This window comes from Aquimarina sp. U1-2, assembly GCF_017897595.1.
GTDB lineage: Bacteria > Bacteroidota > Bacteroidia > Flavobacteriales > Flavobacteriaceae > Aquimarina.
Genome location: NZ_JAGKIK010000017.1, coordinates 13937 through 33351, shown reverse-complemented (window position 1 = coordinate 33351; position 19415 = coordinate 13937). Strand labels below are relative to the sequence as shown.

Here is a 19415-nt window from a genome sequence, read left to right as displayed (position 1 = left end):
ATTACCTATATAAAGTAAAGTGACCAGTAAACTCTCTATTATCAACATCGTTAAGAATCACTGTAAACCAGTAATCTCCTGATGGCAGTTCTTTTCCTTGATATAAACCAGACCATCCTTGCTGATTTCCTTTAAATTCTTCTAGCATTCTACCATACCTGTCGAAGATCTTCACTTCCATATTTTCAAAGAAGAAAGGATCGTCTGTATTTGGTGTGATCTGTCTGGGATACCAGAATCTTTCTTCTGGGGTAGCATTAGGATCGTTTGGCGTAAAGTAATTAGGAATACGAATATTGATATATGTAAGATTGGTAATTACCAACACTTCACATCCATTCGCATCACTAACTCGAATTAAATAATCGCCAGTCTCTCGCACACGGAAGGTATTACCATCTACTTCTACCGGATATTGGATATCATTAACCGTACCGCCATCATCTAACAATACGACAGAAAACGTGTAAAATGGGTCGCTATCTAAACGATTTCCTCCTGTTGCAAGAATCTCATACTCATTAGGATCCTCGGGATTGCCTGTCATTTGTACCACAGGTATGTCTAGAGGCGTGTACTGTGGCACTTCAATAACACCCACAGTTCTTTCGCACATTTCAAATAACATAATAGCATCATAGCTACCTGGGGTTACCTCAAAAATTCGCTCGAAGCCAGAATACTCTGCCGGACCAGCAGAACCATCAGTTCTTACTAACCTGTAAATTACCCCTAGTGCTTCTGTTTCTGGAGAAACAGTAAACTCTACCTCATTTCTATGTGGTGTGAGTATTGAAGGTGGGGTATCTACTGTTGGATCGCTCCAAACAGGGCAGATTAATCTTGATTCTAATTGTGCAGCTAATAACACTCCAGGTTCTATTTCAAACTCTCTAGGGGTTTCACAATCAGGACTGTTATTTACATCTCTAATAAAGATAGTGTTTCTTCCGGCAGGTAAATTTTCAACCAATAAGCTTGTTGGATCAGTTACCGGCTCAAAATTAATACCGTCGATACTCCAAAAATATACAGGTAAACCAGTAATAGGATCGGGAGTTCCTCCTGTGATAGAAAAAGTAGCCGTACCATCATTATCACCAGCACAAACTTCACCTGTGGTTGCTGTAACATCTATCAAAATAGGAGCAGGTTCTTGTATAATGAGATTTTCAATACGTATCGTACAACCTAATCCGTCTTCGACAATTACTGTATATCCTGTCAAATCTTCTGATAATTCTTCAAAAACATGACTGCCTATGGTATTATCAGCTTCGTCTGAGACAAACTCAAATACGCGTTCACCAGTGCTTCTAAATAAAGAAAATCTATAAGGACTGTTTACATTACCACCGGTTGCTGTAATGGTAATGGTTCCATCCTCTTCTCCATTACATGTAATATTGGCAGCAATGGCTTCGGCCTCAAAAGGTGTATCTGGTTGTGTGATTTCAAAAGGAATTTCTAATTCACATCCAGAGCCAGGCACGCTTTCGATACGATATGTATACTGACCTGCAGGAAGATTGTTAAAGAACGGGCTTCCTTGCGGGCCTAATGTTATTGCTGGTGCAGCTGGATCTACCGGAGTTCCTGTAAGAGTATAGGTATTGCTTCCTAATCCTCCGCTTATAGCACTTGTATTTACAGAGGCGGTAGCCTCACCAAAACAAACAATAGTAGTGTTACCTAAATCTAACGTTGCTTGTATTTGATCTGGAACCGTAATCACTACGGATCCTGTTCTTTGTGACTCACAGCCATTACTATCTACAGCATAGAACTCATATATCCCTTCGGGAACGGCAGAAAACGTAACCGTACCCGTAGCATTGGTCGCTAAAGGTGTTCTAAATGGTCTATCTCTATCTGCATCTGATATAGGACTAGATGGTGTAGAAATTACATCTCGTAATGTAACATCTCTAGCAATTACAGTATATGGAGCTGCCAAATCTGATGTAGCTGTTAAAGTTACATCGGCCGTAACTATTGAACATGTGGTATCTGTAATACCATCTACCTGTATCGTAACCAGGTTTGGTTCGACTATAGTAATTGGTGGCGTAGTTACTGCAGTACAATTAGAACTGTCGTATACCGTAATAATATAATCTCCTGCAATTAAATCGGTAAACGTGTTGTTGGCCACCCTAGCGCTTTCTGTACCTGTTATTACCGGGGTAATCGAGTATTCCAATGGTTGATCAGTACCTGTTGCAATTACTTCTATTTCTCCGTCACTATCTCCTCTACACGTTACATCTACGGTATTTACACCAGTAATGGTAACATCATTAGCAGGAGGGCGCACTTCTATGGTCTCTGTATCTTCACAGAACGAAGTTCCCGTTGGACTTGTTGGATCTGTAAACGTGTCTCTTGCTATTACTGTAAATGTTGCAGGCGTAACAGGATCTGTAGGTGCAAGTCCCGTAAATGTACCATTGGTTGAAGTAGCACCTGTTTCGAGGATAGTATACGTAACCGTACCTCTAGCACCGTTGGTACTAGCTGTAAATGATCCATTATTAAGCGGAACATCACATGTCGTCGTTATAAACGGCGGTACAATTAATTCAAGCTCGTTAGGTCCAAGAATAATTACAGTGTCTTCTTCTTCACATTGTGGATTGCCAACTTGTCTCACTCGTACGATATAGTTGCCTTGTGTGGCTCCAAATGGCAGATCAAATGTCTCGGTATCTACACCTGGCATTGACAATGTACCACTAGATCCAGAAATAGGACCTCCCACTCCATCAACAATTTCTAAACCTGTTGAAGGATCAATTATGGTATAGGTTATATCGCCTCCAAGAATGGTGGTGCCTGTAACATCTACAAAAGAATATCCCGATACAGTGATCCGTATGGTACCATCGGCATCGCCCGCACATCGCTCAGGATTTAATTGCGTAGCTACCACGTCTAAAAAGTCAACTTGTTCTGCAGTATGATCAATTTCTAAATAACAACCCGTATTATCGTTAGTAATTCTAAATCGATATGTTCTAGACTCATCTGGTGGATTAGGTAATGTAAATACTGCCTGTGTTTCTGCAACCGAGGGCGAAGTAGCATCATTATCAAATGGGATTCCAGACTGAACCGGTAAACCGGCACCTGTGATTTCGGCAAACGTAAAGGTATCTCCTGTAGTACCTCCTTCGATAGAAACCGTTACTTCTTCTGAAGCTACACATGTGCCTCCGGGAGCGGTTACTTCTACAGATGCATTTGTTAATCTATTAAATGCAGGTACGGTTGCTGTCGTACTCAACTCACAGTTATTATTATCTTTAAATGTGAATGTATAGCTTCCTTCTACTGTGGCAATAGTCTCAAACTCTATTACCGGTGTTATAGGATTTGCATCTACTACAACTTCATCAACAATTGGTGATAGAGGTGCAGGACGTGTATACGAAACTCGATAACTACCACTAGCAGTAAGGGTGCCCCCAGAAACCTCTATGGTAATCGTTGGGAACTGCTCACTGTTATCAGACGGATCACAACTAAATGGTGATACCGTTGGTGTTGAAAGTACTATTGCCGGTGCGGTACCTACTACATAATCGGCAGTATCTTCGCACACTACATCGTCTGCTGTAGTACCTAGGTCATTTTCTTCAGTAACTACAACACGTACAGTATACGTATCTGCAGCCAGATTATTAAAGATATTGCTATCCTGAAGTGGTCGGGTTACTCCCAAAGTAACAGATCCAGTGATTTCATATTGATAGGTTGCTGTTGGATCAAGCCCCCCTACTAGACTAATTTCTATTCTACCGTCTCCTAATCCTGTATCAGGAGCAGGAGCAGGAGAAGCTGCATTACAACTTGTATTGGTTATGCCTGAGGTATTGTCCAGATCAGGTGTATCAGGAGCCTCAATACTTACGGTAGTTTCAAAAGGACAAGAAACTCCGGCAGCTCCCATACCTGAATCCTCTAATCTTACAGTATATTCACCCGCAGGAACTTGCTCAAATCTTCCTGCTCCTGCATTGACAACTCCAACTGCCGGTAGCCCAGTAGCTACATCAATAAGCGTATAAGTATGGTTAGTAGCTCCTGATCCTATTAATCCCAAACCGTCAGGGTCTAAAGTAGTCTCTATAATACCTAGAGGAGGAGCTGTAGTACAATCAGGTGGTGTGATAAACGTTGCCGTAATATCAACTTGTGGGAACACCGTGATTGTTGGTCTAGGTGCTTCACATCCATTATTATCCTGAACCACTAAATCATAAGTACCCGCCGTTGGGAAGGTATATGTATAACTACCCGGTGGTGCTTCATCAAAAACAATAGGGTTTGTACCATCATCAAATCCATAGAAAATATTTCCGTTAGAATTTAATGCCAATGGATCTGCCGATGTTTCAATGGTTATGGTATAATCACTCAATGCACACGGATTAGATACAACTCCTGGATTTACATCGATCGATGGACCTGGTGTGACATCAATATCAATTTGTAATGGTCCTACGATACAGTTATTGTCATCTACCGTATAAATATCCCATTGAAGATCTGTTGCAACACTAGGGTCTATAGTAAAGGGATCATTAATTGTAGTAGCATCGAAGGTAAACGATGTTAGCGGTGGTACCGCAGGCGGCGTAAAACTACCTCTTGCTTCTCTAGCATATCTATATCCTTCATCAGTGGTGTTACTACCCCCCGTAGGTGTACCTCCATTGGTCGTTATAGAGAAAGCTACTTCGGTATCACAAATAGCTACTCTTGGATTATTAGCTTGAGATACTATTGGATCTGGGATTTCAATTTCGAAATCCTCCCTAGTTGGACATAAGGTTCCATCATCTTCTTGAACTTCAATATAATATAAACCTGCAGGCAGGTCTGTTACTGTTTCTGTTATATCAACAGCCCCTACTGCTGCAGTACCTGTGGTATTTGTTCCGGTTGCGGGTGCTCCAGAACCCACTTCAAATACTGCCCATGAAACTTGAGTTACAGGTGGAGCGGTTCCTAAAGAGCTTACATCAATAGTAAATGTAAAGGTTCCATCCTCTGGTAATGGTGTAATTGGATCTCCATCATTACAGCTTATAGACGTGGTAGCAAGATCAATTAAATTGGGTTCTGACGGCGGTGATACCGGATCTACAAATTGTACGAAAATACAATTAGATCCTGTATCTTCAATTCTAACCTCATATCGTGTATTGAAAGGTAAAAGCGGAGCACTATGATTTCTTTCAGGGATACCTCCAGACGGAGTTGGTAATCCGTTTAAAGGTGGCCCATCAACATGTAATGTCGATCCCGAAGGGTCTAAAATCTCAATAGCAAAAGGACCAACACCATCAACTACCTGAACATTCAGAGTTACCAAAGCTGGGCATGTTGCTATTGTAGTAGAAATAATTGTAAGGTCACTAGGGTCTGATGCCACTGTAAATGGGCCTATACGCTCAGAACACCCATTAACATCTTCAACAAAAATGTAATATTGTCCTGCTGGTGTGTCATTGAATACGATAGTATTTGATGTCACTGTAGCCGGGTTGGCGGATGAAGTGTTCGTTGATGGTATTAATGGTACAGCGGCAACATCAGAATCATCAACAAGTGTATAGGTATATTGTAATGCGCCTCTATCTACAATAGTTAAACGAATACTACCGGGTATTGTAATAGATGGAGTAACTGAATTATCACAAGTTATTGGAATTTCATCTCTATCAAATTCTACAATTGGACCTGGAGAAATTACCCGTACTGCATCAGTATGCAAACATCCTCTACTATCTCTTACTGTAATGTTATATTCGAAATTTGGATCAGCCGTTGTAGCTCCTGTATTGGCAGGCACATTAGGGATTTGTACTTGATTAGAAACTGTTTGTACAAATGCATCTGTAGTACCTGGATCATTATCATCAAACTGTACAAAATATTCTGTTTCTGGTCCGGTTACTGTGATTGTTACCGTTCCTAAATCTCCATCACAGGTTAGATTTACATCTGGAGCAGTGATTGTAGGAGTGGTACGATCAGTCAACTCACCAGTATCTGTAGCTACACATCGTGTTCCTGTTGAACCAGCTCTATCGGTTACCGTGAAGATATAGTTTCCTGCATCAGCACTATTAAAAGTGATAGGGCTTGCAGTAGTTGTAACACCTAGTGCTACATTACCGGTCGTTGATGTAGTAGTGTTTTCGTAGGTGATATCATAGTTTGCAGTTCCTCCGGCAATCGTAAGCTCAAACTCACCATCTATACTGGCCCCTGTGCTAGGATCACAGATGAGATCATTAACTCTTCTAGCTGTTAATGTTAATAACGGTGCCACAGTTTGGTTTAAAATAACCTCACAACCTTCACTATCTCTAAAGACAATTTCATAGGCACCAGGCTGAGAGAACGTATCGGTTACAATAGGAGGCCCAGCTACAACAGTGTTGGTCTGAACCAGCGTTCCGTCTCTAGAGACTGTATAGTTATATGGAGGATTACCAATACTACCATTACTGTTTGGGTCTACATTTATGGTAAAGCTAACCGAACTGGCAGTAGCATCTAAACAGATATCAGAATTCTCATCAATTTCTACCTCTAATGGTGTTAATGGAGTAATGGTTAATGGCGATGAGGCACTACATGCTGTTCCGGTAACATCAAATACAGTAACAGTATATTCTTGTACAGGATCTGCAGGATCTATGTTAGGTACTCCACCTATAGCGTCTGCAACTGATGCTGGACCAAAAGTACCATTAGTTGGGTGTGATACTTGGAATGTATACGTTGGACCATTACCCCCTGTAACGTTACTAACCGAAACTTCGTTTAAATTAGTAGCACAGTCCTGATCGGTAATATTAGGCGTAAACGTAATCGCATCAGGTTGTGTAATCACAACGGTTTGGGTGTCTGTACATCCTGTAGATCCGGCACCTAAACTTCTATCGGTTATTGTAATTGTATAGGTACCGGCAACAATAGGTGTCGTTGCAGAACCTGTAATTGTTACTGGATTTGTTGTATTATTATTGACAGTAATGTTGGTTCCAGGGCCTGTGATGGTATAATCAAACGATGTTACTGGATCAGTAGTACTACCATTACTAACCGTAAATTCAAACACTCCGTCGTTACCACCATTACAAGAAACCTGACTAATTTGTCGTCGATCTGAAATTACGGCTACCGGTATATTTGTTGGAGGAAAAATAGTTTGCGCGGTACAATTGCTATCAGACCTTGTTGCTTCAATAGTATATGAAGTACCATTATCCAAAGTATAAACTCCTGCGGTTACCAGTGCTGCCGGGGTAACAGTAAATGAGTATGTAGCCCCAGAGGGTAACGTAGGATTGGCAGAAAGCGTTACTTCAGTAGTTTCTGCAGTACAGTTTACATTTCCAGTTGTTACAATAACTTCGTCAACCTCTCTAAGCGGTTGAACTTGAAATGATGCGCTAGCACGACATGACGGCGTTGGTGCAGTAACTACATTTCTAACATAAACTACATGAGGTCCCGAATCAGCAATATTAGTTATCGTAAAAGGAAGGGTCCCTACAGCTGTATAGGTTCCATTGGGGTCATCAAGACTATATTCATACGTTCCTGAACCGCCTTCGATATTTCTAACTTCTACAGCAGCATTTGGACCCACAGGACAGCTTAATTCTGTCACGTCGCCCAAGGTAATTACGATCTCATCAGGAACTGTAAAACTTACAGGGTCCAGCTCCTCATCACAAGCAACACCGTTTTGAACCGTAACTACAAGGCTTGTTGCCGGATCAATATTTTCGAAAATATAATTTCCAAGACCGTCTGCCGTACCAGGCGAAGTCGCTGGTGTTGCCGGGTTTCCATCTATTAGAAAAGTAAATGGCCCGCTACCCGCAGTCACGTTTACATCTATCGCTCCTAATTCATTAAAACATGGTGGATTTATGACTGTAGCTGTGGCTTCAATTTCGACAACATCGTTTATAGTCGTAGCGCCATTTGCTGTACAACCTGCAGTTCTATCCTGAACATATATTGTAACTGAAGCTGCAGTTTCAAATCTAAATCTATATACATTCCCTGTAACCTCGACAGGAGTGATATAAAAAGCAGAAAGACTAAAGTTACTATTTGTACTAAACCTATAATTTCCAGAATCTGGCGTCGAGGTAATCGTTAAGTCTACAAAAGCAACATAGCGAGCATCATCAATAGTATCCTCTTCACCTGGTGGTACTGGACCGGGATTAAAATCTGGATTACAAGCAAGATTTGCTTCTCTAGTCACCGAAACTGTTAATGGATTTCCCGGATTAATAATTAAATCACTTATCGTATCAAAACAATTTGTATCGTCGTCATCGTCATCTGAATATGCATTTAAGGTATAATTACCTGGTAACAATCCACTAAACTCTGCCGTAGGATCGGCAGAACCAGAAATTTCTCTATCGATAAACCCTGCAGGGCCGTCGGTAAGCACATAACGATACGTGGGCAATCCACCTGTAACTCGAACTTCAATTCTACCTGTGGTGTTATCTGTTGTACCGTTTAAACAGCTAGGCTGCCTGGTAACTGTGGCCTCTACAATTGGGTCTACCGCATTAATTGTAATACTATTTGAACGAAATACACAGGCTCCTGCGGGTCCGTTGATCTCTCTTGCATCAACTGCATATGAACCAGGATTGGTAAGATTTTCAAAAAGTCTTTCTTCTTGAAAACCACCGATAGGGGTTCCATTAAAAACCAACTGGTATTCAAATTGATTAGGTGTCTCTCGAACTTCTAAAGCTCCCGGAGTTCCACAGATGATATCTCTTACAGGTCTAATTTCCGGAGAAAAATTACTTTGAAAAACGTTAAAATAGATTTCATCAGGGCAATCGCCATCTACGGTAGTTAATATTCTATATTCTCCGCTTACATCTCCTGTAGAAGGATCCAAGACAAAAGTTTCTCCAACAAAAACTTGATCCCAGAAATCATCACATCCAGTAGCCTCGGTAGGACAATCTGGATCTCGTGGTACATCTGGGCATGCTCCATTTCGTAGTCGCTGCCAAACTGTAGTATCTCCTAAACCAGAATCTAAATTTAAAGTGCCCGAGCCACATAAGAAAATTTCGGCAACCTCTTCGTTTGTAGAACCACATAATCGAAAATTACCGTTGGCATTTGGGTAATCATCGGGATTACTTATAATGTCTCGTGCAATATTAGCAATAGGATTAACGGGTACACTTTGTTCTTCTACTACAAATTGCCTTCTGGTATCTTGGCAATCTACACTTGTAGTGGCAACCACATACGTACCTGCCTCTGTTACTACAATATCCTGGGTAGTTCTTGGGAATGATGAATCGGTTGGATCATCTGCCCGAGTCCATCGATAGGTATCAAAACCTTCACCTCCTTGTAGTGTTGCTCTATTATCACAAAGGCGAGCAGTATCAGCTTCATCAAAACAGGTTCCTTCATTAATTAGAAATGTTGAAGCCCCCACAACATTAAATTCGCAATCGTCGCGCTCTACAACACTATCGGCTTCATCTGTAACTGTTGAAATTACCCCTGTATATTGCGATGCCGCTACATTTCTTATTTCGTTTGAACAAGCGTCGCGCAAAGAAGCGCAATCTTCTACTACTCGTACCCTAAATCTAAAAGTGACCGCAGGGTCGTCCTTTCTAACAATGTTATCATCAAGTTCTAGAAAAATCGAACCATTGGGTGTGTCGAAAACCCTTCCATCACCGGGTCGTGTAAATGTAGGCGACGTATTACGTGATAGGGTAATACCCGGGCTTACCACGTCAAAATCTACAAAGTCTATATTAACCGGAAGGATATCAAGAATTGTAGTATTAATAAGATCTTCATTTCCTACGTTTTGAATGGTGATATCGTAAAATATTTCTTCATTAAAGTTAACGTTACCATCAGTAATATCTTCAAAACCTGAAGGTTCTGATGCATCTGCCCTCAAAATTCTTTTGATCATTACTAACTCTGGTGCAATAATCTCTACTTCGAATGTGTTTACGAATACTTGATATTTGTCAGAGCCTGTGATCAATCTAAAGTTTACTGCATTCTGACTATTACCAATAATGACATTTTGAGCTAAACTATTACTTTCTTGAAGCGGAAATATGTCTACATCGTATCCCAAACAGTTTTCTGAAGCCGGATTTCTACTCAAATAATTATCGCCATCTACAGTAATGGTACTATCGAAAAAGTTTCCCGCTAAATTTTCCGGACCTACAGAAACGTTTTGAAAATTATTTGATCCAAAGGGTTGATATTCAACTTGTAAATTATCTCTAGGGATATCTTGATCCCCCTCGTACGTACCAATGCCATATCTTGCGTTTACAGCCAGAGGCGTAGGTAGCGTGGTAAAACCTGAATACGTAAAGTCTACAGTGCCTGTTATTTCTTGAGAAATTGCTGCCAGACCATAATTGCTACTAATATATTTTCTTGGTAATGAAGGGTCTTCGTAAATAATAACTAATGTCCATCCTGCAGCAAGGTCATTTCTAGAACCACTTCTACCACTTGAAAGATCAACTATAGGACCTACAGTAGCCTTTTGGTCTGCAACAAAATAAGTTCCATCAGGATTTGTAGATTCTCGTACGATACTAGTAACATCAGCATAACAGTGATAGGGCATATCTACCACCGCATTTGTATTTATATTAGGCCAATTAGGATCACTTGGCGCGCCCGTAGTATCATTAGGTCCAAAATTTGGATTAAAAGGAGAACCCGGATACCCATCATATAAAATTCTGTCTGCTGTGACGTTACGATAATTTCCGCCTGCATTAGGGGGTTTAAATTTGATAACGTTATAAGGATCTCTTGGGTCTGGTTGTATTGCAGTTTCATAATTGGGACGCAGATCCCCATTACTTAATACGGTAGTTTGATTTACATCATAATAGGTTGCACTCCAATATAATCCGGCATATACGACTTGTCCACAAGTGGAATTTCTTACGAAATCGGCACTACTAGAACTTTCAGTATTAGGATCGCTATCTACATCGATATATCCATAAGCTCTGTGTTGCCCATTTTCAACATCTCTAAAATTATAAGGGTCATTAGGGTTTCGAGTACTACCATTTCCTCTAATTGTAGGAGATATAATAGTATTACCTATCATTTTGAGTTCCCCTCGTATTTCATGCGTACTATTAGGAACTACTTCAAAAGGTACGCTCGAAGGAGCTCGTATTTGACTAAAAGCAGAAAAATATCCTGTAAAAATCAATAGAAGTATTAGTACTTGCTTATTATAGTGTAATTTCCGTTCCATAAGCTGAGTATTTAGTGTTTTATTTTGGGTCGTTCTAGTCATCGTTCGGGGTCATTTCATTATTCTATTTTCAAGATGTAAAGATCACCACTATAGGAATTGTTTACATTTGAGAATAGACTCTGTTTCGCTTCATCCAGATTATCAAATTTCTTTAAATACACATAGATGTAGTTATCTTTTGGATTTCTAAAGAACTTAGGTTCTAACCCCTGTTCTTTAAGCTGTTCCATTTTTCGTTCAAAATAATTTTCTCTCTTAAGGATATTTGTGATTAAATAATATCCGTTCTCTATATTATGCCCACCGATGTATGATAAACTTTCTGTAAGTACCGTATCATCCTTCACAGTATCGGTGATCAGTCTGGTTTCCTGCAATAATCTCTTGAAAGATTCTACTCTACTTTTAGCAATATGTAATATCCACATATCTCCAAAGTATCGATTATCAATATTATTGAGGTACTTTCTGGCAGCTTCATCTTTATCACTATAGCTTTCTATGGCCACATATTGGAACTGATTCTCTGGATTTACAATGATTTGCGAGTCATTAAATCCTAAATCTTTAAGGGTACTTGTAAATTTATTTGCGTACTCTCCACCTTTAAATACGTTTCCTATAAGATAGTATCCTTCGGGATAACCGGGTATAAATTTGGTTGCGAACTGTGCCTGTGGTCTAGTGGCATCGGCAAATTTAACAAACCTGTTACTTGCAGAAAGCCTTTTAGAACTTACCGGATCAGCATCTTTAGCTTCACTTGCATCGTCACCCATGTTTACCAGCGATTCTAACAGCTGATTAAATCCACGTTTATCTACATTTAACGCCGTTGTTAATAGGGAATCTCTACGGGCGAATATCTTACTCGATACTCTACTGTTGTTATCCAGTTCTTGTTTAATTTCGTCTAAACCTTCTTCTTTCTCTTGTGCGGCAGCAGCGGCAGCTTCTTGTCGTTTTCTTTCTTCTTCAGCTAATCGAGCAGCTTCGGCGGCAGCGGCTTGACGTTGTTCTTCGGCAAGTCTGGCAGCTTCGGCAGCTTCAGCTTCTTTGGCGGTTATCGCCACTTCAATCTCAGACAATAAACTTTGCTGATCGGCCTGCGGAAGAATTTCACTGGATCGCACCACCTCAGCCTGACTTCGAAGCTCGTTTACTGTACCCGTTGCAATAATCTGTCTGGTTGCCGCAATTAGTTCTTGTATTTTGCGCTGTTCTTCGGCCAATCGAGCGGCTTCTGCTTCTGCAGCCAAACGTTGTTCTTCAGCGAGTCTCGCAGCTTCGGCGGCTTCAGCCTCTTTGGCAGTTATCGCCACTTCAATCTCAGACAATAAACTTTGCTGATCTGCCTGCGGAAGAATTTCGCTAGATCGTACCACTTCAGCCTGACTTCGAAGTTCGTTTACTGTACCCGTCGCAATAATTTGTCTGGTCGCTTGCGTGAGCTCTTGTATGCTTCGTTGCTGCTCAGCCAATCTAGCGGCTTCTGCTTCTGCAGCCAAACGTTGTTCTTCGGCGAGTCTCGCAGCTTCGGTGGCTTCAGCCTCTTTGGCAGTTATCGCCACTTCAATCTCAGACAATAAACTTTGCTGATCTGCCTGCGGAAGAATTTCGCTAGATCGTACCACTTCAGCCTGACTTCGAAGTTCGTTTACCGTACCGGTTGCAATCATCTGTCTGGTCGTTTGCGTAAGCTCTTGTATACTTCGTTGCTCCTCAGCCAATCGAGCGGCTTCAGCTTCTGCAGCCAAACGTTGCTCCTCAGCTAAACGTGAAGCTTCAGCTTCTTTGGCTTGAATAGCGGTATTGAGTTCTGTAATAAGACGCTGTGTATCTGCTGCAGGAAGGAGTGTGCTGGCTCTTACGATCTCAGCCTGGCTTCTCAATGCCTCTAAATTCCCATTGGCAATTACTTCTCTGGTATTGGTAACCAACTCTTGTGATTTACGCTGTTCTTCAGCCAGACGTGTAGCCTCTGCTTGGGCAGCAACTCTGTCTTCTTCAATTTTTTGTTGAGCTACTTCTCTTTCTAGCTGCTTTTGAGCGGCTAATCGTTCTTCTTCAGCTTTTTGCTCTGCCACCTGGCGCTCTAATTCTCGTTGCGCCGCTAATTTTTCTTCTTCTTCCTGTTGTTTAGCCGCTTCGGCCTCTCTTTCTGCTTCCTCCGCAGCTATTTGCGTCTCTTCAGCACTTTGTTCCTGCTGTGTAACTTCGCGTTCCAATTCTCGTTGTGCAGCCAGACGTTCTTCTTCTGTTTTTTGCTGCGTTACCTCACGTTCTAATTCTCGTTGCGCAGCCAGACGTTCTTCTTCAGCTCTTTGGGCAGCTTCTTCTCTTTCCAGATTACGTTGAGCGGCTAATTCTTCTTGTTGTTTGTTTAGCAATTTAACTTCTTCTTCGCGTTTTAATTCTAATTCGCTTGCCGCTCTTGCTTCTTTGGCTTTCGCTTCGGCAATAGACCGCTCTAGTTCACTCATGGCTCTCTGCTCTTGACTCTGTACTTGTCCGCCGCTTTGATCCTGAAGATCTCTTATAATTTTATTTTGTTCTAATATTTCTTTTTTCAGCCTTCTAATTTCTGAATCTCGCTCTTCATAAGCTTTTTGCGTACTTGATTTTGAACCGCTTCTTCGCCTTCCTCTAGGTCGCTCGGTAGCAAAATTATACGCCAAAACGACTTCGTGAGTAGCTCCAAACTCGCTGGTATCTCCCATACCCATTTCATAGGTATATCCTACAGAAACATTTTCAGTAATATTACCACCAATACCTACTGAAGCACCATAGAAACTATTATATCCTGCTTGTGCCCATCCTAGCTCTGGCAATGCTACAACAACATTACCGCCATATCTAAGATTCGAACCGGCATCTACATCATCGGGTCCTAAATCGGGAAGCATATTGGCATATACCATACCGCGTATCGTTTTGTCTGAGCGTCGTTCTAAGCTAGTGGTGTACATCACATGACCTGTAAATGCCATATTATCGGTAAGTAATTCACTTGCGCTTAAATTGTAAGCTGCCAGATTAGATACCGCAACCCCGACATCAAATTCAGCATAATTAAAATTTATACCCGGACTCAATACAAAAACTGAGCTGTTTTCAAAGTTAAGGATGACTGGGTCATTTACCTGTACACCATTGTTGAGCACCGTACTTGTGGCTGAATCTATATTGGATTTAATTCCGCTTTGCGAAAACCCTAAATTAAGTCCGAAAGTAAAGTTCATATCATCGTCTAACTCCAGATTGTAGGCAAAGTTCGCAACCCCTCCAAAATATCTGTAAATTCCTTCATTTTGCTGAAATAAACCAATACCAACTCCGGTTTTCTCATCAAAATTGGCAGTATAGTTTATCAAATATGTTTGAGGATTGTCGTTAAATCCCGCCCATTGTGTTTTGTTGTATACGTTGATGGATCTTTTATTTTCACGAACTAAAGAAAACGTTGGATTAAAATAAAAGCGATTATATGTAACGAGGTTATGAGTAGGAATATCTGTTGGAAGCACACCAAAATTTGAGGCGCTTTCATCCTGTCCCTTAACTTGGATAAGCGATAACAACAGCGTACATATTAGTAATTTTCTGACCATAAAACTATCTCATTACCGTAATTGAGCCTTTTCTGACTACGGAATTATTTCTCGTGATTATATAATAATAAATCGGATTTTGTCCCGATGATCTTGAATTTTCTAAAGGCCAGTTATTTTGGTAATTCGACCCCATAAAATCTACCTGACCTCTTGCATCATAAATAGTTACCTCGACATCCTGTTGGTTTACCATAGATTCTGGAAGCAACCAACTGTCATTAATACCATCGTTGTTGGGGGTAACGATATTGGGTATAATTTCTGAAACTCCCGGAGGTACAGTAGAAGATACTGTCACTCTTTCTGATGTTACAACACACTCTGACAACGTTATTTCTACATAATATTCTCCTTCGGTATCTACTTCTATACTGTTGCTAATTTCTCCGGGTATGATCTCGTCATTAAAAAACCACTGATAACTATAATTAGCACTTTGTGGCGCAGTAAGTATCACCGTTCCTCCATCGGGTAATACGGGTGGGTCTACTTCTATTTGAACCACCGCATCTAAAAATTCTACGACTAGCGCCGGAGAACTAGCTGTAGGAAAACTGCCGTCTCTAATGGTGGCGTTTAGCACATAGGTTTGACCTACATCGTTAGCGTCTACAGCTATGGTTGTATCTGTAATGCCTGTAGCGGTATCGTTTCTAAACCATTCAAAATCAAAGAAGGCATATTGATCGGTAGTCAACGGTATTGGATTACCATCTATATTTACACCAAACAAGTTTTCTAAAGCTAGCGATGATAGTGCATTATCATCACAATTTAGAATGTTTGCGATTTCTAAACTTATCTCTACAGCGGCGAATACGAGTGTTCTCACCTCTAGTATATCCATACAGACATCATCGGTAGCGATTTCGGCTCGGTACTCTGTAGCATTCGAAACTAAAGGACGGTTGGTTACTAAAAATGACAATGCCCCAGCATCACTAATTGGTGTGGGGGTCCCCTGAGAAACGTTATCTACAAACCATTCGACTGTACTGGTTAGCGGGGCGTTTGTTTCTATCTCTAAAAGTATGGAGCTTTGAGAAGGAAGAAAGATGAGTTCTGGAGGGGGTCTGGATGTAATATCAGACCCTAAATTATTGACCTGTACGGGGTTTGATTCTTCAGAACAGGTACTTGTCCCACGGACAGTCACGGTATAAGCACCTTCAAAATTACTTTCTGGTAAAATGATAGATGCCTCGGTTTCTCCTTCTAGAATTTCGTCATCTTTACGCCATTCGTATATAAGACCACTATCGACAATACTACACGTTAATATTTTTACATCACTGGGACAATATTCTTGTGTGCTTGGACCATCAATTGTAACCGTAGTTTTGTTGAAGTTTACCACAGTAATGTTGTCTGAATTACGAGTAAAGCGCCTATCACATTGCCCGTAACTAGCCGTAACGGTATACACGCCCTCTTCTGTTACATTTTCTAAAGTAGTGCCTGTGCCAACAAGTTCATCATCTAGAAACCATTCATAATTATTGAGTGTTGTTATAGATACATTGAGTGTGGCCGACTCCCCTTCACAAAGAGCCACTATGTTTGCATTTGGATTTGGACCCCTTATTATTAATCCATCAGGATCTTCTGAAAGGTCTAGAAAATGAATAGCTACTCTATTATTAGTACGGCCAATATTTTCATTTCCATTAGGTTCAATATAGCGTACTCGCAATCGGTAGTCATCACTACTTAAATCTGAAGGGACTCGAAATGAAAATCTAATATCACCACCAGGAGCTACAGCTGTACCGGAAACGAAACGGGTAAGTTGTCTTATATTTTCTGAAGGAAACGTACCATCTGGTTCAGAAATTTCTAAAATGAATTCTGTACCGATAGGAAAGTCAGTAGTTCGATCAGAACTTGCCAGAGCTTCTCGATTTGGACTATTTGATGTAACACAAAGTTCATCATCAAAAGAAATACCACCACCAACTTTAGGAGGTGATATTTGAGCCGTTACTTGTATTGTAAAAAATAGTACAGCAATAGCAATTGACGATATGAGGTTAAGCTCTTTTTTCATGGATATCCCACTTTACAAAAAGTGAATATACTTTTATCAACATTGCGATTTGGGGCGCTTGTTGATAATCTTGTTAATATATTTTTTACCAAGACATAAAATTATAAATTAATTGTTTATGACAAACTAAAATTCACTATTTTTTTGTAATAATTTTCTGACCCGGCTTATATCGCCCCGTATAGAAGCCTTTGTTGTCATTTTCAAAATTCTCTTAATATACATAAAATTTTGTTAATCAGTCATTTATAACGGTACTAAAACCTCATCATGACAATTAAAACCAACCAAAATAGTATTCAATTTATAAAGAATATGAGCTATTTGTTACCCAAAATTCTCTGTAATTTTCAAGCTTTTAACGTTATTACCTAAAAAAAAATTGCCTAAAAAAGGCAATTTTTTTCGATGAAGTGTAAGAATTTAAGATTTAATCTTGACTTAAATAATCCTTTTTGTAGTACTTAAATTTCAGAGAATAAAAATCTGTTTCCACAAAAAACTCATAAAATTTGTTGTAATGTAAAGGGTTTAAAGAAAATACCCTACTTTTAGAAAGAGGTAGTATCTTTTCTTATATGTAATTATTGTTTGACAATACTTTTCACTATTCTATTACTCCACCACTATCATTTTACTTATTAAACCACCGCTTTTTGTTTCTATCTTAACAATATAAGGTCCTTTTGTTAGTTTATTTGTATCTACAAATTTGACATTATCATCACTTTTATATGTTATTTTACCTGAAAGAGAAAATACTTCTAAGTTACTTATCTCTAAATCTGATTGAATTATAAGCTGCTCTCCGCGCTTTATCGGAGAAGGGTAAATCTTAATTTCATCCTTGTTTCTCGATATATCTCCATGCCTTGAAAACCTAAGGGGAACATTTTCTATATTCGAAAATGGAGGTAACTGTGAACATTGACTTCCTACAACATTTTCAGACCAAATACCAAGACTAGTTCTCGAATTGAAAGGCCTTACCCTCCAAGATTGTATGTTTGCAGAATAGGGAATAGTTAAATTACTAAGTTCTTTCTGAGATTCGTAGTACCCTATATTTCCATCACTAAAAGTAACTTCTATTTCGTACTTATCAATATAATTTAAAAGTGAAGAGTCATACTCCCAACTCATCGCTAAGAATGAAGAAGATCCAAAACTATATGTTAGGCAAGATAGATTGCTAACTGGTCCAGGTCTATAGCTTTGACAATTGCCTCCGAATCTAATCTGATAGTCTACCTCCCAATTCTGGTTTTCTACCTGAGCACGAGCGTAAGAAGTATCATCTACGTCAACACACGATAATTCTGGAACATTTACTGCATCTAAGTCTATTATTTGTATGCCGTTTTTTAAATTTAGTGTATGCAAATTGGGATTATTCCTAAAAATGGCATTACTAACCTTTGTGTTACTTATATCTACACTACGAATTGGAGAATTAGCAATAAAAATTTCTTTTAGGTTAGGGTGATTAGACAAATCTAATTCTGTCAATTTAGATTCTGTGATTTTCAATAGCAATCCTAAATTTGGAGTGTTGTCTAGATTTAATTCTTCAAGTTCTGGACCTCCACAAATTAATTCTAAACCAAGAAGCTTATTGCTTACATCAAGACTTTTTATTGGATTATCGCTACACCAAAGCTGACCTATTGGATTATTACCTAAATCTAAACGAGTTAATCTGTTATTATGGCATATTAAACTATTTAAAGATTCATTATTTGGTAATTGTAAATTAGTTATCTGATTATATGAGCAATTTAAAGAACTTAACTTAGTGTGGTTATTAAGATCAATACTGCTTATTAAGTTTCTGTAGCATCTGATGCTTTCTAATTCTAAATTTTGACTTAAATCCAAAACAGAGATTCTATTGTCGTTACACGAAAACTGGAATAATTTTGTGTTTGCGCTAATATCAATAGATGTTAGATTATTATTTCCACATTGTAAGCTATGTAAATTGATGTTTTGAGTGACATTAATACTAGATAAATTATTTTTGAAACAACTAAAACTTTCTAGTAATATGTTTTGACGGACATCAATATTACTTAAGTTGTTTATCTGACAATTTAATTCTCTTAAATTTGTAAATGCTTCTATACCTATTAAACTTGAAATATTCTTATTAACAACAGAAAGTATTCTTATTGATTGGGCATCTACCCTGCATATTTGTCCATTAAGAACACCGTCGCTATCAATATTCTGATCTATTAATGCCTGCTCAAAATTAGGATCTGGAATAGCTACAGGATCACACTGAGTAGAAGAAAGTGTGTATTCATTAGTTTCTAATGCGCTAATTGTCAAGGTTGCAAAACATGAGATCCATAATAAAATAGTTTTCATAATTTAAGATTTTAAGATTATT

Annotated in this window: 4 protein-coding genes; all 4 read right to left on the bottom strand. The window is 39.4% G+C overall.

Features of this window, described 5'->3' with window-relative positions; all coding sequences use genetic code 11:
* Window position 1: 1 nt before the first annotated feature.
* The 4 genes from J8281_RS16745 to J8281_RS16730 all read right to left on the bottom strand — a co-directional run bounded on the left by J8281_RS16745 (window position 2) and on the right by J8281_RS16730 (window position 19393).
* Window positions 2-11353, bottom strand: a complete 11352-nt coding sequence (locus J8281_RS16745; RefSeq protein ID WP_210198808.1) for a T9SS type B sorting domain-containing protein — start codon at window positions 11351-11353, stop codon at window positions 2-4.
* A 59-nt stretch (window positions 11354-11412) separates the two neighbouring features.
* On the bottom strand, window positions 11413-14970 hold the full coding sequence (locus tag J8281_RS16740) for a PorP/SprF family type IX secretion system membrane protein (protein ID WP_256437915.1): 3558 nt from the start codon (window positions 14968-14970) through the stop codon (window positions 11413-11415).
* Window positions 14971-14974: 4 nt separating this feature from the next.
* Entirely contained in the window at window positions 14975-17020 is a 2046-nt protein-coding gene (locus J8281_RS16735) for a gliding motility-associated C-terminal domain-containing protein (RefSeq protein WP_210198806.1), read from the bottom strand.
* 615 nt (window positions 17021-17635) lie between these two features.
* Window positions 17636-19393, bottom strand: coding sequence for a T9SS type A sorting domain-containing protein (locus J8281_RS16730; RefSeq protein WP_210198805.1), 1758 nt, complete (start codon window positions 19391-19393; stop codon window positions 17636-17638).
* Window positions 19394-19415: the final 22 nt, after the last annotated feature.